Source organism: Brasilonema bromeliae SPC951, assembly GCF_012912135.1.
GTDB classification, from domain to species: domain Bacteria; phylum Cyanobacteriota; class Cyanobacteriia; order Cyanobacteriales; family Nostocaceae; genus Brasilonema; species Brasilonema bromeliae.
Window position 1 is genome coordinate 1 of the sequence record NZ_QMEB01000111.1, and the last position, 18,616, is coordinate 18,616.

At 42.6% G+C, this 18,616-nt stretch carries 23 protein-coding genes; 7 read left to right on the plus strand and 16 right to left on the minus strand.

The annotated features are described in order from the left end of the window. Window positions 1-1,178: sensor histidine kinase (locus DP116_RS15165; RefSeq protein WP_169155984.1), on the plus strand; the 1,178-nt coding region annotated here is incomplete at its 5' end. Further along, window positions 1,175-1,843: a response regulator transcription factor gene (locus DP116_RS15170; protein WP_169155985.1), complete on the plus strand. Its 669-nt coding sequence runs from the start codon at window positions 1,175-1,177 to the stop codon at window positions 1,841-1,843. The genes DP116_RS15165 and DP116_RS15170, both read left to right, overlap by 4 nt. A gap of 49 nt (window positions 1,844-1,892) precedes the next feature. Here DP116_RS15170 and DP116_RS15175 read toward each other — a convergent pair whose 3' ends face one another. After that, window positions 1,893-2,540 (minus strand): DNA-3-methyladenine glycosylase family protein, encoded by a 648-nt coding sequence (locus tag DP116_RS15175; RefSeq protein ID WP_169155986.1) that lies wholly within the window; start codon window positions 2,538-2,540, stop codon window positions 1,893-1,895. Between the two features lie 70 nt (window positions 2,541-2,610). On the opposite strand from DP116_RS15175, the gene DP116_RS15180 reads away from it, so the two are divergent. Next, the gene (locus tag DP116_RS15180; RefSeq protein WP_169155987.1) at window positions 2,611-3,120 is read left to right on the plus strand and encodes a MarR family transcriptional regulator; all 510 of its coding nucleotides are present in this window, start codon (window positions 2,611-2,613) and stop codon (window positions 3,118-3,120) included. Window positions 3,121-3,211: 91 nt separating this feature from the next. Continuing rightward, window positions 3,212-3,748: a hypothetical protein gene (locus DP116_RS15185; protein ID WP_169155988.1), complete on the plus strand. Its 537-nt coding sequence runs from the start codon at window positions 3,212-3,214 to the stop codon at window positions 3,746-3,748. Here DP116_RS15185 and ada read toward each other — a convergent pair. Both ada and DP116_RS28580 read right to left on the minus strand, forming a co-directional pair. Beyond that, window positions 3,745-4,830, minus strand: a complete 1,086-nt coding sequence (gene ada / locus DP116_RS15190; protein ID WP_169155989.1) for a bifunctional DNA-binding transcriptional regulator/O6-methylguanine-DNA methyltransferase Ada — start codon at window positions 4,828-4,830, stop codon at window positions 3,745-3,747. The two genes, DP116_RS15185 and ada, sit on opposite strands and share 4 nt — an antisense overlap. Window positions 4,831-4,965: 135 nt before the next feature. Then, the gene (locus DP116_RS28580; protein ID WP_211173286.1) at window positions 4,966-5,070 is read right to left on the minus strand and encodes a tetratricopeptide repeat protein; all 105 of its coding nucleotides are present in this window, start codon (window positions 5,068-5,070) and stop codon (window positions 4,966-4,968) included. Between the two features lie 48 nt (window positions 5,071-5,118). Here DP116_RS28580 and DP116_RS15195 point away from each other — a divergent pair, with 48 nt between their 5' ends. Further along, window positions 5,119-5,781 carry a Uma2 family endonuclease gene (locus tag DP116_RS15195; protein ID WP_169155990.1) on the plus strand — a complete coding sequence of 221 codons (663 nt, stop codon included), beginning with the start codon at window positions 5,119-5,121 and terminating at the stop codon, window positions 5,779-5,781. Between the two features lie 130 nt (window positions 5,782-5,911). Here DP116_RS15195 and moeB read toward each other — a convergent pair whose 3' ends face one another. From moeB to DP116_RS15250, 11 genes are all read right to left on the minus strand, one after another. Next, window positions 5,912-7,084 (minus strand): molybdopterin-synthase adenylyltransferase MoeB, encoded by a 1,173-nt coding sequence (gene moeB / locus DP116_RS15200; RefSeq protein WP_169155991.1) that lies wholly within the window; start codon window positions 7,082-7,084, stop codon window positions 5,912-5,914. A gap of 139 nt (window positions 7,085-7,223) precedes the next feature. Then, window positions 7,224-7,685, minus strand: a complete 462-nt coding sequence (locus DP116_RS15205) for a Mov34/MPN/PAD-1 family protein (RefSeq protein WP_169156002.1) — start codon at window positions 7,683-7,685, stop codon at window positions 7,224-7,226. Between the two features lie 109 nt (window positions 7,686-7,794). Continuing rightward, a complete protein-coding gene (locus DP116_RS15210) occupies window positions 7,795-8,541 on the minus strand; it encodes a sterol desaturase family protein (RefSeq protein WP_169155992.1) in 747 nt (248 codons plus the stop codon). A 59-nt stretch (window positions 8,542-8,600) separates the two neighbouring features. After that, on the minus strand, window positions 8,601-9,005 hold the full coding sequence (locus tag DP116_RS15215) for a DUF4112 domain-containing protein (protein ID WP_169156003.1): 405 nt from the start codon (window positions 9,003-9,005) through the stop codon (window positions 8,601-8,603). Window positions 9,006-9,133: 128 nt separating this feature from the next. Further along, window positions 9,134-9,877: an ABC transporter ATP-binding protein gene (locus DP116_RS15220; protein WP_169155993.1), complete on the minus strand. Its 744-nt coding sequence runs from the start codon at window positions 9,875-9,877 to the stop codon at window positions 9,134-9,136. A gap of 130 nt (window positions 9,878-10,007) precedes the next feature. Then, entirely contained in the window at window positions 10,008-11,219 is a 1,212-nt protein-coding gene (locus DP116_RS15225; RefSeq protein ID WP_169155994.1) for an RNA-guided endonuclease InsQ/TnpB family protein, read from the minus strand. A 139-nt stretch (window positions 11,220-11,358) separates the two neighbouring features. After that, window positions 11,359-12,093, minus strand: a complete 735-nt coding sequence (locus DP116_RS15230) for a PEP-CTERM sorting domain-containing protein (RefSeq protein WP_169155995.1) — start codon at window positions 12,091-12,093, stop codon at window positions 11,359-11,361. A 184-nt stretch (window positions 12,094-12,277) separates the two neighbouring features. Then, window positions 12,278-12,502, minus strand: coding sequence for a ferredoxin family protein (locus tag DP116_RS15235; RefSeq protein ID WP_169155996.1), 225 nt, complete (start codon window positions 12,500-12,502; stop codon window positions 12,278-12,280). Between the two features lie 102 nt (window positions 12,503-12,604). Next, window positions 12,605-13,849 carry an ATP phosphoribosyltransferase regulatory subunit gene (locus tag DP116_RS15240; protein WP_169155997.1) on the minus strand — a complete coding sequence of 415 codons (1,245 nt, stop codon included), beginning with the start codon at window positions 13,847-13,849 and terminating at the stop codon, window positions 12,605-12,607. Beyond that, window positions 13,849-14,787, minus strand: coding sequence for a J domain-containing protein (locus DP116_RS15245; RefSeq protein WP_169156004.1), 939 nt, complete (start codon window positions 14,785-14,787; stop codon window positions 13,849-13,851). The genes DP116_RS15240 and DP116_RS15245 overlap by 1 nt, the downstream gene beginning before the upstream one ends. Before the next feature lie 130 nt (window positions 14,788-14,917). Continuing rightward, window positions 14,918-15,733: an inositol monophosphatase family protein gene (locus DP116_RS15250; RefSeq protein ID WP_169155998.1), complete on the minus strand. Its 816-nt coding sequence runs from the start codon at window positions 15,731-15,733 to the stop codon at window positions 14,918-14,920. 435 nt (window positions 15,734-16,168) lie between these two features. Here DP116_RS15250 and DP116_RS15255 point away from each other — a divergent pair, with 435 nt between their 5' ends. Together DP116_RS15255 and DP116_RS15260 are read left to right on the plus strand one after the other, a co-directional pair. Beyond that, window positions 16,169-16,306, plus strand: coding sequence for a hypothetical protein (locus tag DP116_RS15255; RefSeq protein ID WP_169155999.1), 138 nt, complete (start codon window positions 16,169-16,171; stop codon window positions 16,304-16,306). A gap of 181 nt (window positions 16,307-16,487) precedes the next feature. After that, the gene (locus DP116_RS15260; RefSeq protein WP_246275639.1) at window positions 16,488-17,075 is read left to right on the plus strand and encodes a toll/interleukin-1 receptor domain-containing protein; all 588 of its coding nucleotides are present in this window, start codon (window positions 16,488-16,490) and stop codon (window positions 17,073-17,075) included. A 537-nt stretch (window positions 17,076-17,612) separates the two neighbouring features. On the opposite strand, the gene DP116_RS15265 is transcribed toward DP116_RS15260, so the two are convergent. Together DP116_RS15265 and DP116_RS15270 are read right to left on the minus strand one after the other, a co-directional pair. After that, window positions 17,613-18,038 carry an HNH endonuclease gene (locus DP116_RS15265; protein ID WP_169156000.1) on the minus strand — a complete coding sequence of 142 codons (426 nt, stop codon included), beginning with the start codon at window positions 18,036-18,038 and terminating at the stop codon, window positions 17,613-17,615. Beyond that, on the minus strand, window positions 18,035-18,379 hold the full coding sequence (locus tag DP116_RS15270) for a hypothetical protein (RefSeq protein WP_169156001.1): 345 nt from the start codon (window positions 18,377-18,379) through the stop codon (window positions 18,035-18,037). The genes DP116_RS15265 and DP116_RS15270 overlap by 4 nt, the downstream gene beginning before the upstream one ends. Window positions 18,380-18,616: the final 237 nt, after the last annotated feature.

Genomic DNA, 18,616 nt, shown 5'->3' on the forward strand with positions numbered 1-18,616 from the left:
CTCTATGTCCACCTTACCAGAGTTTGTGGTTCAATTACCTGAAAATTGCTGTAAGATTACCAAAGCACAACTTCAGTTATAAAGTTATCTATACGGTAGTAGAATTGGGGATTCTTTTGCTACCAGTGCTACCAGCTTTGACAAACAGTCATCTTCGCTGTGCTCCTCTACTTGGGTTAATTGCGGTGATTCGCAGTTGCCAAATGTTCAACTTACAAGGTCGCTTAATTGTTGCCGCTCTAGTATACATATCATACGTCTACACAGAGTTTTTACGAATTAGTCGAACCCCTGTTTTCTTCAAAATGCCCTTGGGACATGGAAGAGCGTATATGGGACCACCAATGCCGCCACCTAACACAGTCAATTTTATACTGAATAATGCGATTACTTTTGCTTTGACGTTGACTTTTGTATTGCTACTGGTTAATGCTGTGCTGGCAGAACGCAGAAGTCGACAAGAACTAGCAGTTGCTCATGAGCAGCTACGCCAGTATGCCTTGCGAATTGAAAATCAGGCAACTTTACAAGAGCGCAACCGCATTGCCCGTGAAATTCATGACTCCCTAGGACATGCTCTCACTGCCCAGACAATTCAGCTAGAAAATGCTTTGCTATTATTACCTTCCAATGTTGATAAAGCCATAGAGTTTCTCCAACAAGTAAAACAGCTCGCTTACCAAGCATTGCAGGAAGTCTCTCGTTCTGTCGCAACACTGCGAGCCGATCCATTGCGCGGAAAATCTCTAGAAAATGCAATTCACAATCTTATCCGAGACTTTAGCAGCGCAACAACCCTCACACCAGAGTGCAAAATTAGCCTGACATCTCCTGTGACTTCTGAAGTGGGTACTGCTATCTATCGCATTTTACAAGAAGCACTGACCAACATATCCAAACATAGCGGAGCGACTCAGGTGAGTGTGCAGTTGCAGACGCAAGCTGGAAGGATAAACTTGCTTGTGGAAGACAACGGCAAAGGCTTTTATCCAGAACAAAACACCACAGGTTTTGGACTTCAAGGAATGCGAGAACGAGCAACTGCATTAGGAGGCAATTTTCATATTATCAGCAAACAAAAAGCAGGATGCCGAATTCAAGTAAGCATACCCATACTAGACTCTAGTATGATCAATTCTGAACCTGCAACAAAAAATCCAAAATCCAAAATCTTATGATTCGACTGTTGCTGGTAGACGACCAAGTTATTATTCGTCAAGGACTTAAGAACTTACTGGAATCAAAACCAGATTTACAGGTGGTTGGTGATGCTGAAAATGGTCAACTTGCCATTGAAGCATTGCAGAAACTTTATGGAACACCATCGCAACCAGATGTCGTGCTGATGGATGTTAGAATGCCTGTTATGGACGGCGTTGCTGCAACTCGGCTGATTTGTCAGGGATTTCCAGAAATACACATTCTGGTGCTGACGACATTTGATGATGATGAATATGTTTCACAAGCTATGCGCTATGGAGCAAAAGGTTATCTGTTGAAGCATACACCGCTTGAGGATTTGGCGATCGCCATTCGAGCCGTACATCAAGGCTACACCCATATGGGACCAGGACTGTTTGAAAAAGCCCTAAATGCCCCTGACATCTCTGAACCAGTACAGTCAGCCATCCCATCAGAACTAGCAGAACTGTCCCCTAGGGAAAAAGAGGTTCTGCGCCTCATTGCAATGGGGTTGAGTAACCGCGAGATTGCCCATACACTTTACATCTCAGAACGGACAGTCAGAAATCATGTCACGAGTATTTTGAGTCAGTTGCATTTGCGCGATCGCACTCAAGCAGCCCTCTTGGCGAGTACTTTTCTCCCACAGTTGGAAATTTGAGGAACGCTTAACAGGGAACAGGGAACGCTTAACAGGGAACAGGGAAAAATTACGTCTGCGATGGTAGAGTTTTAGGGATGTTTAGATAATAGTGCCATAAAATTCTTGCAGCGATCGCACGCCAAGGACGCCAGTTCTCTGCTATTGCTTCGAGTTGTTCGGGTGTTGGACGTACTGACAATTTTTTGAGTTTTTGTAGGGCGATTGCCAATGCTAAATCACCTTTGGGAAAAACATCAGGACGTTGCAGCGCCATCAGCAAGTAAATATCTACAGTCCAATCTCCAATACCTTTGATGCGCTTTAACTCAGTTCGGATAGTTGTTTCGTCCATTGTCTCTAGCTTGACAAGGTCAAGCTGACCGTTTATAATAACATTCGCTAAAGCACGACCATACACAGTCTTTTGCCGACTGAAGCCAATTGCCTTTAACTGAACATCATCAAGTGTGAGAAAATTTTCTGGCGTCAGCGTTACGACTATGGCACACAAGCGTTCATAGATAGCCTTTGCAGAAGCTAAAGAAACTTGTTGTTCTAAAATGATACGCACAAGCGTTGGGAAACCAGCTTTTCTTTCCCACATTGGTGGAGAACCCAGAGTTTCGAGAACGCGAGCAAAATCGCTGTCGCGACTGGCAAGTTCCATCAAACCACGGGCAAGAGTTTCTTGTGTGAGTGATTGTGAGATAAACATAAATACAGTCATATAAATTTGACTTTAAGGTACCTTAGAATAAGCGAGCGTTCCAAATTGCTTTTTAATTGTGGTTATACTGCGTCCATTCGTTGATAAACAGACAATACTGGATTTTGCCAAGCACTACCCGGAGTTAGACATTGGTGCACTAGAAACTTGTTTGGCTTTTCTACACACCACAGCTGATGTTTATCAAGCCTTAGACGTTCATTTTGCCCGATATGGTCTTTCAAAAGGGAAATTTACCCTGTTGATGCAGTTATTTCTGGCTGACGAGAAAGGATTCACACCTTCTGAATGTGCTGAACGAGGGGGTGTTACTAAAGCAACAATCACAGGACTCCTTGACGGACTTGAACGAGATGGATTACTCAAACGCTTCCCCGACTCAGAAGACAGGCGGATGCTTCGTTTGCAACTGACAGAACAGGGACGGGACTTGCTTTCTCAAATGCTTCCAGACCATTTTTGCCGCACCACCAACTTGATGGCAAATCTCACTGACAACGAAAAAAAGACACTCATCAAGCTTTTAAATAAAGTACGCGCTGGAACTTCAGCAATGCTTGACCCCTAAAACAAAAACTTGTCAATGGTTGTTACCTAGTGTAAGGTTTTAATTAGGAGGCTAACTATATGCCACCTAATCAAGTTTCCGAAAAACTTATATGAACAAGCTAAGCGTCAAGCAAAAAAACTGGTTGCTAACGTTTCATGTCGCCTTTGGAGGAATTTGGTTTGGTACTGCTTTATGCATGATCGCTATTGCTTTAAGCAACCGAAACACTCCCAGCGGTGATGAATTGTATGCTGTCAACGCAGTTATGAAGCTGCTGGATGACTTTGTGATTATCCCCTCTGCTACTTTGTCGCTGATAACCGGTGGATTACTTTGCTGGCTGACGATTTGGGGATTCTTCAAACACTATTGGGTTATCGTCAAGTGGATAGCAACCGTAACACTCATTGTTACTGGTACAATTTGGCTTGGTCCTTGGACAAATGCGATGACTGCAATTTCTGACGCAGAAAGGTTGCAAGCGCTGCAAAATCCGCTGTACGTATTTGACCAAAAGGCAGTACTTGTGGGTGCTATTATTCAAACCTCATGTCTTTTAGTCATTATTGGCATTTCAGTTCTCAAGCCTTGGGGAAGGCGAAATATTAAAAAGCAGGAGAAACAGCCAGTTGCTTCTAATAGCTAGCAGCTGGGCGTTTTGCCCTTTTGTTGTGCTTCTTGTGCAAGCAATTTTTGTTTACGCTCAATCCCCCAGTGATAGCCGCCAAGATTACCATCCGTTCGCAGAACACGGTGACATGGTACAATCAGCGCTATTGGATTAGCACCACAAGCACTACCTACAGCGCGGACTGCCTGAGGCTTACCAATTTCATGAGCAATATCAGCGTAGGTGCGCGTTTCACCATAAGGAATATTCTGCAAAGCCTGCCAGACTTGTTTTTGAAAAGCTGTCCCGCGTACATTAAGGGGTAAATCGATGTGGGCGATGTCTCCTTTGACAAAATCAAGGATTGTCTGTACCCAGTCTCGGTGTATGTCGTCATCACGTGCAATTTGCGCTTGATTGAATTCACTAAGAACAAGACGTTCTAGTTCATCTGCTTGATCACCTAATTTAACAGCGCAGATTCCTTTTTCTGTTGTTGCGACAAGCAGATATCCTAGAGAACATGGCACGACGCTATAGGTAATGTGGATTCCTTTACCATTACACCGATAAGTTTTGGGTGTCATACCAAGTTGCTTGGACGCTTTTTCATACAGTCGGCTACTCGATCCATATCCTGTGTCGTAAAGTGCATGAGCAATTTCGTCTCCTTGTTGAAGAAGCTGCTTGAGGCGTTCACTCCGAAGTGCATCTGCATATTCAAAAGGGGATACGCCCATTATTTGTTTGAAGACTCGTTGCAAGTAGCTAGGACTTATCCCAAAGTGAGAACTGAGTTCCGATAGAGTTGGGATACGATCAACTTGTTCTTGAATGTATCGACAGACTGCCAAAATTTTAGCTTTGGTCAAATTTGGCATTGTTTCATATTGCGGCTGACACCGCTTACAAGGTCGAAACCCTGCGATTTCAGCCTCTTGTGAGGATTTAAAAAAACAAACTTGGTTTTTATTCGGTCTTCGACTAGGACAAGTCGGTCGGCAGTAGATGCTTGTAGAACGAACACCGTAGAATAGTTTCCCATCAAAACTGGAGTCTTTGTTGAGAACTACTTGCCAAAAAGTTTCTTCTGTGCTTTGAATCTGTTGTAATTCCATTGATATCTCGTTTAAGATACATCGCTTATGATTAAAGGCTTTAATTGATACTAGATTAGGCGTATATACAAATCATGTTCTACCCGATTCTTGCGATCAATATTTCAGCTTCCATAGCAATCCGTCTAGGAGTTGTCAGAAAATTTCTCCCCGAACTAAGAAAGCTTCAGCAAAGTTGGGATTCATCTGCAGTGCTTGACTAAAATCTTCAATTGCTTGCTTCCTGTAAGCATTTGCCATGTTACTCCATTGTGTTACGGTAATGATGTACCGCAAACAGCGCATAATATGGTAAGCAGCTTAAAAGAACTCATAGAAGAATCAGAACTGGTACATGTAGATGACCCAGAAGAAAGATTTACCATTAGCGGCGTAAGTTGGGAAATTTATGAGGCGCTGTTAGCCAAACTGGAGGATAATTCCCATTACCGTGTTACCTACTTGGATGGGGTATTAGAAATTGTGTCGCCGTCAATTAGACATGAAAAAGTGAAAAAAAATCTGGCTATGTTGCTAGAGCATTATATGTACATAAAGCGCATTAACTGTATACCTATGGGAAGCACTACTTTTAGAAATAAAGCTAAAAAAGCTGGTGCTGAACCAGATGAGTGTTACTGCATAGGAGAAGAAAAAAGCATCCCAGATGTTGCTATAGAAGTAAATCTTACAAGCGGTAATCTTGATAAGTTAGAGACTTATCGGCGACTTGGTGTAAAAGAAGTTTGGATGTGGAAAACTAATGGACTCTATCTATACTATTTGCGAGAAGAAACTCCCAAGCAATTTATAGATACCTATGGGTACGAGCGCATTGATACAAGTGAACTTTTGCCAGAATTAGATATATCATTGCTCTCTCGATGCGCTTTAATTACAAATTCACTTGAGTGTATCGACGAATTTGAGCAAGGCTTAAAAAACAAGGATAATTCCACCGAACTACGTTAAAAACCTGACAAAGCAGAAAATTCCTCAAAAAGGTAAATAAAGCAACTATCTACCGAAGGAAAATCTGCTCAATCAGGCTTAACAAAGATATCTTGCGTTACTCACAAATGAAATTCATTTGCAGTTCATCTTAATACGTTGGCACCGAAGGGTCAATTTCCTTACTCCAAGCAAGAATACCACCTTTCACATTCGTGCCATCAACTCCTGCTTCCTTGAGAATGCCAAGGGCTTTGGCAGAACGCATACCTGATTTACAATGAGCAATCAGGCGATGACCATTGAGCAATTCTTTCACCTTAGTCACACCTTCGCCATTTTCAATTTCTGACAAAGGTATCAAAACAGAACCAGAAATTTGAGCAATTTCGTACTCATGTGGGTTGCGGACATCCAACAGCACAAAATCATTTGTGCCGTTATCCAGCAATTGCTTCAACTCTTGGACTGTTATTTCTGACATTTCCATCTGCTGTTTCTCCTCTTGTGCTTTGGCTTGTGGGATACCGCAGAATTGTTCGTAGTCTATCAGCTTTTCAATGACTGGACGAACTGGATTAGGACGCAGCTTTAATTCTCGGAACTTCATGTTCAACGCATCGTAAAGCAGCAGTCGCCCGCTCAAAGTGTTACCCTGTCCAATAATGATTTTGACAGTTTCCGTTGCCTGGAGAGTGCCAATAATACCGCACAGTACACCCAGCACACCACCTTCTGCACAAGAAGGAACCATTCCTGGTGGTGGTGGTTCGGGATAAAGGTCACGATAATTCGGTCCACCTTCGTAGTTAAAGACTGTCGCTTGTCCTTCAAAACGGAAAATGGAACCGTAGACATTGGGCTTGTTCAGCAACACGCAAGCATCGTTGACTAGATAACGAGTGGGGAAGTTATCGGTACCATCCACCACAATATCATAAGGTCTAATAATGTCGAGGGCATTTTCCGAAGTCAGGCGAGTTTCGTACAAGTCAACCTGACAATACGGATTAATCTCTAGAATGCGATTCTTTGCAGATTCAATCTTGGGTTTACCTACCCAAGATGTACCGTGAATAACTTGGCGTTGCAAGTTGGAAGTATCGACAACATCGAAATCAACAATACCGATGCGTCCAATACCCGCTGCAGCCAAATACAAAAGTAGAGGTGAACCCAGTCCACCCGTACCGATACACAGCACACTAGCAACTTTCAGACGTTTTTGTCCCTCCAACCCGACTTCTGGCAAAATCAGGTGGCGGGAGTAACGTTCGTAATCATCTTTCGTCAGCTGGATTTCATCCAGATTAGGATTGAGCATAGCACTTTGATGAGCAAGAGCGAACTGAACAATTCAAAATTGAAAATATGCCCTATGGGCACGCTACGCCTTTCTATACACAAGACAGTTTATTGATCCTATCCAAAAACGAGGTGTCTTGAGAAATTGTTAAATACTGTTAAATTTTGTTTTCAATTACTTCTTGCTGAAACTGGTGGTTATCATCTAAACACCAATTTTTGATATCACTCGCTTTGCCATTTTGTACGGAAACAATAATGTAAGAGTATTCCTGCCAAGCACACTGACGGTCAAATTCTGAGGGAATTGCTGGATGATCAGTATGGGAGTGATAAATACCTACAATATTTAGGTTACGCTCACGTGCTTCCCTTTGTGCTTGCAACATGACTTGGGGGGCGATCGCGTACCTTTGCTTCTTACTGTAATCTAATGTGTCATCTTTAGGGAAATCTGCGGCTGTTTCTGCATTCCAGGCATTTTCTGTTGACATCACTTCTACCACAGTTTTGCCTTCACTTGTCAGATTACCAAATATTATACCGCAACATTCTTCTGGGTAAGTGGTTTCGGCGTGGGTGTAGATGGTTTGTATGTGCTGTGGCAGGAGTTTGAGAATCATGAAAGATTTTTAACCGCAGATAGACGCTGATGAATTAAATGTATTGCCATTTTGTAGCTGTGATCAGAAATTCCTGACGAGCACTTGAAATTCTACCTTAAGAAATTTACATGTGGAACTCATCCTCATAATTAGGGTATTGAGTACCGAGTAGCTTGTCCCAAAACGTGAAGTACAATCCGTAGTGTACTGTGTACTTGCGATGATGTATCAAGTGATGCTTTGATCCTATGAACCACCTTCCAAGCCAGTGGTGGTGGGATGACGAGGGAAATACCTCAAATCCAAGATGGGTCAACACTGCCCATACTGTCATGGTCATGAGCACGGCAACCAAGGTGATTAAATGAAGGGGAACGGTGAAGATGACACCTACAAAAAAGAGTGCCTGTATGATTGCCTCCGGTAGGTCGAAAGCGAAGGAACTCCACGGTGTTGGTTCTCCCGAACGGTGATGCCCATGATGCATCCATTTGAAAATTAGAGGGTGATGAAACATCCGATGCATAAAGTAAAAGTACGTATCCTGAAGGATGAGCACCGCAACAAAACTAACTCCTAAATACCACAGTCCATACTTATGCAAGTCAGTGTAGAAGAGTGTTACTCCTATACCGTACTTTGATATGAGCGCTGCACAAAGAGCAAAAACGACTGCAGAGAGAACCGATAATTTGATATCCCTTTGAATGGAACCAGCCATCGGCGGTTTCAGACGCAAACTCCGTTTTGCGAGGAACTTCCCTAGAACTGAATAGAAGAGCAAGTATGCTCCCCCAGCTATGAGAAAGTATCGAGCAAGAATAACAGCGAACAAGACAAACCAATAGAACAAAAATGAGTGGTTCGTCAATTTAACGTTTCCTCCAAGCAGTCAGGATAATATAACTCCTCACACCGAAACTCTCACTCTTAAACTTGGCTAACTTTACTGTCGTAAATTTCACTCCTAACTTGTTCGAGTTCTGGTTCAACTACCGTGAGATGTTGCTCTAAAATCGCCAAATTACGGATATTGGACTTATAGAAAGCATCAAACAAATCACCCACCAATGGTACTGTACCAACGACTGCTTCCAAAGTAATGTTGAAAATCATTTGGGCTAAGTCTTTAGGTGGTATACCAAAGCGAGTAGCTAAAAAGATGATGTAAGCTGAAAATGTTGTACTGATTAAATCACCAGCACCTGGAACTAGACCAATAATTGGGTCTAGTCCGATGCGAAAATTGAAAAAAGGAACCCGTATAGACGTATCCATTAATACGCTGAGTTTGCGAATGCGATTGAGAGTAGCAAGGCGTTTGGCAGCGTCCATAATTTCCAAGATTTGCACTACTCTTAAATTGCATCAGTTTCGGTTACGAGTCTTGTACCCTGAGAAAGAACACTTATTACATCAGAAGTAGCTTTGCCTTAAGCTTGCTGTCTGACTTCCTCATTTTCTCAGTGCGCCTTACCTGCTCCCAGATACAGTTCGCCTACCTTGGGATCATTCAATAATTGCAAACCAGGACCTGAGATAGCATCGCGTCCAGATTCTAAGACGTAACCCCGTGAAGCCATTTCCAAAGCTTTACGGGCGTTTTGCTCTACGAGTACGATCGCTGTACCAGTCTGGTTAATTTGTTTAATTTGCTCAAACACCTGCGTTACCAGGATGGGAGACAAAGCTGCTGAAGGTTCATCTAAAAGCAATAAGCTGGGTTCTAACATCAAGGCTTTGCCCATTGCTAGCATTTGACGTTCGCCACCTGAGAGAGTACCAGCACGTTGTTGACGGCGATCGCCAAGCCTAGGAAACATCTGAAATATCTTATCTTTGAGCGGTTTGAGGGGAACATTGCGCACAAAAGCGCCCATTTCTAAATTTTCTTCTACATTCAGCGAAGGGAAGACATTGGCAATTTGCGGTACGTAGCACATTCCCTTCTCAACGATTTGATTCGACTTGAGTCCACCGATATTCTCGCCATTGAAGGTAATTGAGCCTGTGTGGGGAGTCAAAAGCCCAAAAATAGCTTTTGCTAACGTTGATTTTCCAGCACCATTGGGACCAATGACTGTTACCAATTCTCCCCGTTCCACTCGAAAATTGACACCTTGTAGGATGTCCACATCCTTGATGTACCCAGCGTGGACATTTTTCACTTCTAGGAGGGCAGACGAATCAGTTAGCGAATCAGACATAATGTTCTATATTAGAAATACAAAATATAGTTACTTTAAAATACAGTTATTTGGCTTAATTTGAAACGATCCAACTATATCCCAACACAAACACAGCGCCAATAAAATGACATAGTTGACACTCTCCGCCCTATAAGGGCGAAGATTCTTCGCTCTTTGACCCAACTTGCTCGGACAGGATTGCTCCAATCGGAGTAGAGGTCGAATCTCCCGAAGCGTTCGGATCTAAGATCCAAGTTCCCACATGCCCTGTGGTACTTAAGGCTCGACTTAGAATATTCAATGCGGCATTATAATCGCGGTCTAACACAAACCCACATTGACAAACATGAGTTCTCATGGACAAAGACTTTTTGATCATCGTGCCACAATTAGAGCATTCCTGAGAAGTTAATCGCGGATTAACGGCAACCGTAACCTTTCCGAACTTAATCCCAAAATACTCTAACCATCTTCTAAATTGATACCAACCAGCATCATTAATAGATTTAGCGAGACAGCGATTTTTTACTAGATTCCTAATTCTCAAATCTTCGTAGGCGACCAAATCGTTAGATTGGATTACGCAACGTGCCAGTCTCTTGGCATGTTCTTCACGTTGTCTACTTATTTTGAGATGTACTCGTCCTAAGCTATTAATGGCGCGCTTACGGTTAGCGGAGCCAATATTTTTCCGAGAAACCCGACGTTGACGAAATTTCAACCGTTTCTCACCTGTTCGATAAAATTTAGGATTAGGTTCGGTTTGCCCATTGCTATCGGTGTAGAACTCTTTGAGTCCAACATCCAATCCGATAGTTTTTCCGGTAGGCTGTGTGTCTATTTTGCTTTCAGTTCTAATTAAAAACTGAACATAATAGCCATCGGCTTTTTTGACCAACCTAACTCGTTTTATCTGATCTAACTGATAGAAGTTTAAATCCCACGTTCCTTTCAGTTTTAGCTTGCCAATAGCTTTTTTATCGGTAAATGTGATTTGCTTCCTGGTTTCAGAAAGCGACCATCCCGATGTTTTGTATTCTACTGAGCGACAGTTCTTTTTGAACTGAGGATAGCCTTTTTTACCTGGAATCGACTTTTTGCAGTTGTCGTAGAATCGAGCAATTGAACTATAAGCTCTTTCTACTGCTGCTTGGCAAGCATGCGAGTTTAAGTCTTTGACAAAGGAGTACTCTGCTCGAAGTGCTGTGTTATGACGATAAAGTTCTTTCTGTCCTACACCGCGATTATCCATCCAAAAACGGAGACACTTATTGCGGACAAATTGAGCCGTTTTTATTGCCGAATCTATAGCACTATATTGAGTTGTCCTTCCCTTAGCCTTAAACTCTAAAACTATCATTTGACGTGGACAAACCCTACGTCAAACATCCTAGCACGCAAAATAAAAAGTCGCCCTAAAAGGGCGAGGCTTGTACCCATCTTTTTCGGTCAAAAACCTATGTCCTAACATGAGTCTAAAAGATTATTAAATTTTGAAGTTAAGCAGCTTTCGTTTTCTTTCTACGGTTAGCAAAAAAGTAGATTCCGAGTAAAGATATAGCAGCTAAAGTAGTTGGTTCTGGAACCTGAAGAGGTTTGTCAGAAACTGTAATTTGACCACTTGCTACCTCACCATTATCACCAGCTTCTCCAATGTATAAATACAGTGGAGTGGTATTTGAAATGGGATTTTTGAGGTTAAACACAACTTTTCCACCATCACCTAAGCTTACCAAGCCGAAAGCATTGGCATCAGCACTGGCGTTGGCATCAAAGTTTTGTAATGTTGCAACTGAATTATCAATGTTACCACCCGTTGTGCCAAATAAACCTGTTGGTTCAGCAGAAGAGCGCTGGATTCCTGGGGTGAATAAAGTTCCGGAGGGAGTAAAATCGAAGACATCTAACCCTGGTAAGTTTTTGGCGTCTGTTGCATTGTTAACCAAGACGTTGCTAATCTTGATTGCATCTAAATCAAAGCCGCTAAATTTCCCAGGTTGACCACCTTGTGCGCTGTTGCTATCAGCAATAGCAATGGAATTGATATCAAAGCCAAGATTAGAGAGATCTGCACGGTAAACACCAGTCAAACCAGGGTTACCACCTGTTAAGCCTTCTAACTTTGTAAAATCAACATTCAGTGTTCCTGCTATAGCACTCGAAACTGATGCTAGGGTGATTACCCCAGTAGCCAAACTTAACCTCAACAAATTGCTAATCAGAGCTACACTCATGAGTTGTCTTACGTAGGATTACTATACTCACCTATACACAAGTGCACTAGCAATTTCCGAACAATAAATTTTTACTGTTACTTTTTGAAATCTTTATCTAGTACTACCAGTGTAAAAACAGGCGGTATCATATATGTATGTAATAGATAATACTGCCTGCTTAAAAAGAATGTGATCGTTGATACTACGGTTTTTTTTGTAAATCTGGTCGCTCTTCTGGGACAATCGCCCCTTCTACTGGACAAACTTGCAGACATATACCACAATCAATACAGGTGGCGAAGTCAATCCAGTACCAATCAGTTCCCTTGACGTTTTTGCCAGGACCATCATGAATGCAAGCTACTGGACAAGCGTCTACGCAATCAGCGACGCCTTCACAGACATTAGTCACAATTGTGTGCGGCATAGTTCCCCTCTAGTTGGATCAAAATTGCTATGTTTAGCCAGCTCTATATAGCCTAGCAATAATACTGAATTACTAGTCCAGCAGTCATTTGTCCTTGGTTTTTTACTTGACTAATGACTCAATCGTCCTTGCACCATCAGCTTTAATCCAAGCAATTTGGCTGATAGTGCGATCGCGCGCATATTGTCGAATCTCATCAGCATCTCGTCCTCCCAAATCCATTTCTACCCGTACCAAGTGAGTCGAGTCTCGAAGTTTTGTTGCGTAGGCAAAGGCGGCGGTGTAGGCATCCGGTGTTTCTGGTACAATCAGCCAATTGCTAGCTAAGGTAGTTTGTGGTAACCGCCGAGCCGACAAGAGAATTTGTTGTAAGTCTTCCAAGAAGAGTGCAAAACCTATTCCTGGTATACTTTCTCCTTTAGGATGATAGAGCTTTAAAAGCTGGTCATAACGACCACCTCGCCCTACAACTCGCGTCTGTCCATCGGTATTACTGACCACTTCAAAGACAATACCTGTGTAGTAGTCAAAGGTTTGTACTAAACTCAGGTCGAGGATGATTTCTATCTCTCTTGCGTTGATGTGCGTTGTACTCAAATTGACTGAACGCTCAAGTAATTCTACTAATGTTTTCAGGTGATCTACGATCGCTTGTAGACTCTGGTCTAAACCTAGACTGCTGAGTTTTTGGAGGACATCCGCAGGCTTTCCGCGCAAATCAAGCATGATTCTAGCGCGTTCTCGTAGTTCATCACTTAACGGTAAAGTGTCTATGGTTATGCGGTCAAGGTGGGCGATCGCACTCCGGACTTTTTCTTGTAGATGAGGGGGAAAAGCTTTTATGAGCGATCGCGTGATTTGAGCCTCACCTAAAATCAAATACCAATGGTTCAAACCCAAAGCCTGTAAAGAATCTGCCATCAACAGCAGAATTTCTGCATCGGCTAAGCCACCACCACTGCCCAACAACTCCACCCCAGCTTGATAAAATTCTTGCTGACGGTTATGCTTCAACTCGCCTGTCCGTTGGAAAACATTAGCATTGTAATACAGACGTTGTGGATAATTCACATCCGCCATGCGCGTTACAGCCGTGCGAGCAATAGAAGCTGTCAGTTCTGGACGTAAGCCCAAATCTTCATCATTACCATTTTGCAGTTGAATCACCGCAGAGCGATCAATAGCTCCCCCCGCCATCAGCGTATCCATACGCTCAAGCGTTGAGGTGATAATTCTGTGATATCCCCAACGATGAAACACTTGCTGTAGCCTGTCTTCTATCCAGCGTTTTTGAGCCACATATTCGGGTAATAAATCCCTCGCTCCCACTGGAGATTGATACACCATTATTTTTTCTTCCCACCAAACAAACCACCAAACAAACCGCCACCCCCAGATTTACCTGGTTGCTGACTCCCCGTATGAGACGAAGCTGTACGCTTCGCACCACTAGGTTTTTGCCCCGTCATCTGTTCAATTTTAAGTCTCCCCGCCAACGCTATTTCGTCTTTGGGGTCTAATTGCAGGGCGCGGTTAAAGTGAACTTTTGCACTCGTGGTAAGATTTTGCTTCAAATAGACCACTCCGATCAAGCTATGGCAACGACTATTATTTGGCTCTAGTTTCAGACCATCTTGTAATTCTACCCTTGCTTGTGTCAATTGATTTTGTGATATCAAATCTTGAGCGCGACGGATGTATTGCAGGACAACAGAGTCTTTCTTTTGTCGTGGAGAAATTACACCGGCTTGCTTAACTGCTGCTGCATTCGTTGGAATTTCTGCTGGTGATGCTGCTGCAAATATTTTGCCAGCACTCCGCATTATGTATATCAAATTCAACTCGCTGGCTAAGGCTATCGTGTCTTGTACCTTCTCTAAAGAGTCATATTGAGTTTCTGCGATTTGGGCGAGTCCACTTTTATAGACATGCTCAAAATGAGCCGCACTAGCTAACTGCTGAGTCACATCGCTCTTGAGTTCCACCGAAGCTGACTGTTGCACCAAACGCTTACCCATTTGCGACAAAATTAAAATATGTTCCATTCTCTGTTTCTCATGAGAGAGTGTTTCATAAGCCGGATTCACCAGCTTAGACAACAATTCATTAGCGAGTTCTTTATCAGCATCGGTTTCATCCTTACAGCTATCAGGATGCAAGCGGCGGGCGATTTTGAGATAGCGTTTGCGAATTTCTTTGACATCAGCATCAATTGGCACACACAAAACCGCGTGATAATCTATAAAGTCATATTTAAACAATCCGCGATTGAACTTGAAAGACATATAACGGTATTGCACCATAATCCCGTGGATTTTTCTCGTTTACTGTACTGGTTTTATGTTTTTTTTATAACATTTATTACTCAGTAAACAGTGAACAAAATGGTAACTGGTAACTGATAACTGTTAACTGTTAACCAACCCATGAAGACAGTGGCGGAACTTGTTGTAGTTCTTGACTCAGGCTATCGTGAATAAAACCATTGGTAGCAAGAATTCTACCAGACCAGATATCTAAGGGACTTCCATCGTATGCAGTCACCTTTCCGCCAGCTTCTCGTAGTAAAATGATACCAGCAGTAATATCCCAAGGAGAAAGACCTCTTTCCCAGTAACCATCCAAACGACCACAGGCGACATGAGCCAAATCTAGGGATGCTGAACCACTACGCCGAACTCCTTGAGTGAGATGAGTCAAGTGACAAAATTCCGCATAGTTGTTGTCAGATGTTTCACGACGGTCATAGGCAAATCCCGTAACCAAAAGGCTTTTACCAAGTTCAGAAGTTTCTGAAACCTTTATCGGGCGACGGTTACGCGTTGCTCCCAAACCTTGAGCCGCCCGGAATAGCTCATCATGGAAAGGGTCATAAATAACACCGACTTGCGGGACACCCTGAATCAACAGCCCAATCGAAACAGCAAAAAAGGGATATTGGTGAGCGAAGTTCGTTGTTCCATCCAGAGGATCAATCGCCCACAGATGTTGACTATCTTGATTTCCTAGTTTCCCAGATTCCTCAGCCAAGATAGAATGGTCAGGAAAGTGACGACGCAAAACATCTAAAATCACCGCTTCCGAAGCTTTATCAGCAGCCGTTACCAAATCACCGGGGCGTCCTTTTTCAATAATCGCGTCTTCTACCTTACCCAAATAACCTTGCAACACCGCGCCAGCAGCGAGGGCTGCTTCTGTAGCAATATCCAAAAAGATTTGCAGATTACTCATGACTCGTTAATAATTCGTAATATTAGCGTATTACGAATTATGCATTAAGCATAGACGTGAAGTTTACCCTTATCCGCCTCCAGCACCTTTCCCCTTAGAAAGGCTACCGTGTATACACCGGATCGCTCGAAACCTCACCCTCGCTTTTAGCTGCGCTAAAATCTTTCCCTCTCCTTAGCAAGGAGAGGGATGCCCGATAGGGCAGGGTGAGGTTCCTGGTTCCCAGAGGCAGAGCCTCACACCAAATGCATTCCCAGCCTGAGGCTGGGAACGAGCGAGGACAGACGCGGAGTTTACTCCTATCCGCCTGCGGCACTTTTCCCCTTAGAAAGGGGAAAGGGAGGAGAATTTCCGGAATAGTCTACTGTTTAGTTGATATCTACATACAGTAGAATTGTCGCAAGTGTATATATTATTCATAATAAAAGCTGTATTATGGCAGATACCTCAAACGTTAAACTAAGCATTACATTATTCTTCAATCGGCAAAAGGATGATTTGGTGTTGGTGTATTTTTCTGGTCATGGTATTAAAAAGGAAGTAGAACGGTGCATCCGAAATGGTCAGGTTTGACCTGTAGGACGCCGGATTCTCAAACATCGCCAGAGTGAACTGAGTTTATCACCAGATGAGGCAAAAGAAATTGAGAACGAAGTGCTTGAACCTTTCCGTAAGCACCAGCAAAATCTATAAGAATATAAAGAAGCACTAGCGACTATTGCAAGTGTGAAAGAATAACAAAAGGAACTTGTAAATGACCAACCAACCGCAATTTGATGTTTTCCTAGCTCACAATACTAAGGATAAGCCAAAAGTTAGAATAATTGCCAATAAACTCAAGCGGTTTGGTCTCAAGCCGTGGTTAGACGAAGAGCAAATTGCACCAGGACGACCATTTCAGGATGTCATCCAAAAAGCGATTCAAAATGTTAAATCCGCTGCTATCTTCATTGGATCTACAGGATTAGGAAAGTGGCAGTTCTTGGAACTGCGATCGCTTCTCGACCAACTTGTGGAAGCAGATATCCCTGTCATTCCCGTCTTGCTACCAGGAGTGGAAGAAATTCCCAGCAATTTGCATTTTCTCAAGCAATTCAATTGGGTAAAGTTTACCAATGGGATAGACGATACTCAAGCCTTAAACTACTTAAAGTGGGGTATTACCCAAGAAAAGCCCATAACAGAATTTCAAGCCGATGGCGACAGTGATGAGTATGATATACTAGATGATTACGATATAATTGCGAATAACGGCAATATAATTGCGAATAAAGATCTGAAAGATGAATACGATCCCAATAAAGATATACTAGATGATTACGATATAATTCCGAATGATTAATTGGAATAAATATACTATGAATTCATTGGGGTGCAACCGATTCACATTGTGTGGGTGCAACCACACCGTTTTTTGATATGTGTTGGGTGCAACCACACTGCACACCGTTAGCACAAAATCAAATCGGAGAAAAAATTCTCTTCTCTCGCATCGAGACTTGTAAACTGTAACATCTAAGCGTTTCAGAATATTGTAAATATTTATTGCAGCTTGCTTTCGCACGCTACAATCAACATTTCCAGATTTCAATACCTGGCACCGAGGGGAAATATCCATTTGCGTGGATAAATTTTTCTGCTACTTCATGCACCTCTGTACACTCGGTGATTGTTTGCTTATCCCAGGGTAAACTCATTTATCCTGGCGACTTTTTCTGATTTCCTTTACTCTTCATTGATGGCAAAAAGCGACTACCCCAATGGTTTCTTTTTTCTGGCTTTGCTTGTGGTCGATATTTTTTGCAAAATCCTCGATATTTAGCAGCGCATTCCTCTAAGTTTCTCCCTAATTGCAAAAATGCAGGATGCCACTTACTCCTCAAATGTTTGGTGGATGTTCCTCCATCTTCACCCACATCTTACGCACACGAGTTAATTGTGGACGGTTCATTTTTAGAGCCAAAATTGTTGCTCGACCAACAGGCGTAAGTCCTATAATTTCTGTACCATCCTCACTCCAAGTAAAATGTTCTGTCCACAATTGTTGCTGTGGATGAAACAAAGGGACTTCCTGTTGAGTGATTGTGTCAATTGCTGTTTGACGGGATGCTTTATAGCGATTACAAGATGGACAAGACAAGCAGAGATTTTCAAAGATAGTTTCCCCTTCAGCGGATCGAGGAATGATATGCTCGAATTCAAAAGTACTAACGGTTAAGGATTCAGCAGTACGGCAGTAAGCACAACAATCTGCAAAATGATTACGAATGCGTCGTTGTAACTCAACAGGAATATAAACGCTCACGCTACTCCTGATGTCCCTTCAAGCTTATTCAAAGTGTACCTTGCTCTGGTCTTAAGAATATTTAGTTGGTCAACCTGTTCCAACAAACGCTCTAAAGTAATTGTTTCATCAGCCGAAAGTTGATTCTCTGCATTTCTAGCTAGCAAATCGTCCAATTGAACTTGGGCTTTTGGAGATAACATACTTTCTGCCAAGGCTTGCAGTTCATCCAGACTCAAGCCAGTTAATATTTCAGCATCAGATGTTAATGCGTTGGTTAACTGATGATAGGTTTCCAAATTTAAGAGTACACCAACTCGCTCTCCTTGTTGGTTGGTAACGTACTGAACTGATTCAGACATTGGTGGTTTTGGAATATATTTGGATTTATCGTAACCTAAAAGCAACGTTTGCTTAAATCAGTGAACAGTTAACTCTGAACAGTGAACTCTGAACTCTGAACAGTGAAACTGATAACTGATAACTGATAACTGATAACTGATAACTGAAATATCAAGTTTGTCTAATTACTCACAATAAAAAGACCTCACCCCGCCCTATGCCTAACGGCACGCTACGCTATCGGGCACCCCTCTCCT

Bases quoted from the DNA above. Each gene is read 5' to 3' on its own strand.
- DP116_RS15170 (WP_169155985.1), top strand. From the start codon at position 1,175: ATGATTCGACTGTTGCTGGTAGACGACCAAGTTATTATTCGTCAAGGA.
- DP116_RS15175 (WP_169155986.1), bottom strand. From the start codon at position 2,540: ATGTTTATCTCACAATCACTCACACAAGAAACTCTTGCCCGTGGTTTG.
- DP116_RS15185 (WP_169155988.1), top strand. From the start codon at position 3,212: ATGAACAAGCTAAGCGTCAAGCAAAAAAACTGGTTGCTAACGTTTCAT.
- ada (WP_169155989.1), bottom strand. From the start codon at position 4,830: ATGGAATTACAACAGATTCAAAGCACAGAAGAAACTTTTTGGCAAGTA.
- DP116_RS28580 (WP_211173286.1), bottom strand. From the start codon at position 5,070: ATGGCAAATGCTTACAGGAAGCAAGCAATTGAAGATTTTAGTCAAGCA.
- DP116_RS15195 (WP_169155990.1), top strand. From the start codon at position 5,119: ATGGTAAGCAGCTTAAAAGAACTCATAGAAGAATCAGAACTGGTACAT.
- moeB (WP_169155991.1), bottom strand. From the start codon at position 7,084: ATGCTCAATCCTAATCTGGATGAAATCCAGCTGACGAAAGATGATTAC.
- DP116_RS15215 (WP_169156003.1), bottom strand. From the start codon at position 9,005: ATGGACGCTGCCAAACGCCTTGCTACTCTCAATCGCATTCGCAAACTC.
- DP116_RS15220 (WP_169155993.1), bottom strand. From the start codon at position 9,877: ATGTCTGATTCGCTAACTGATTCGTCTGCCCTCCTAGAAGTGAAAAAT.
- DP116_RS15225 (WP_169155994.1), bottom strand. From the start codon at position 11,219: ATGATAGTTTTAGAGTTTAAGGCTAAGGGAAGGACAACTCAATATAGT.
- DP116_RS15230 (WP_169155995.1), bottom strand. From the start codon at position 12,093: ATGAGTGTAGCTCTGATTAGCAATTTGTTGAGGTTAAGTTTGGCTACT.
- DP116_RS15235 (WP_169155996.1), bottom strand. From the start codon at position 12,502: ATGCCGCACACAATTGTGACTAATGTCTGTGAAGGCGTCGCTGATTGC.
- DP116_RS15240 (WP_169155997.1), bottom strand. From the start codon at position 13,849: ATGGTGTATCAATCTCCAGTGGGAGCGAGGGATTTATTACCCGAATAT.
- DP116_RS15245 (WP_169156004.1), bottom strand. From the start codon at position 14,787: ATGTCTTTCAAGTTCAATCGCGGATTGTTTAAATATGACTTTATAGAT.
- DP116_RS15250 (WP_169155998.1), bottom strand. From the start codon at position 15,733: ATGAGTAATCTGCAAATCTTTTTGGATATTGCTACAGAAGCAGCCCTC.
- DP116_RS15255 (WP_169155999.1), top strand. From the start codon at position 16,169: ATGGCAGATACCTCAAACGTTAAACTAAGCATTACATTATTCTTCAAT.
- DP116_RS15260 (WP_246275639.1), top strand. From the start codon at position 16,488: ATGACCAACCAACCGCAATTTGATGTTTTCCTAGCTCACAATACTAAG.
- DP116_RS15270 (WP_169156001.1), bottom strand. From the start codon at position 18,379: ATGTCTGAATCAGTTCAGTACGTTACCAACCAACAAGGAGAGCGAGTT.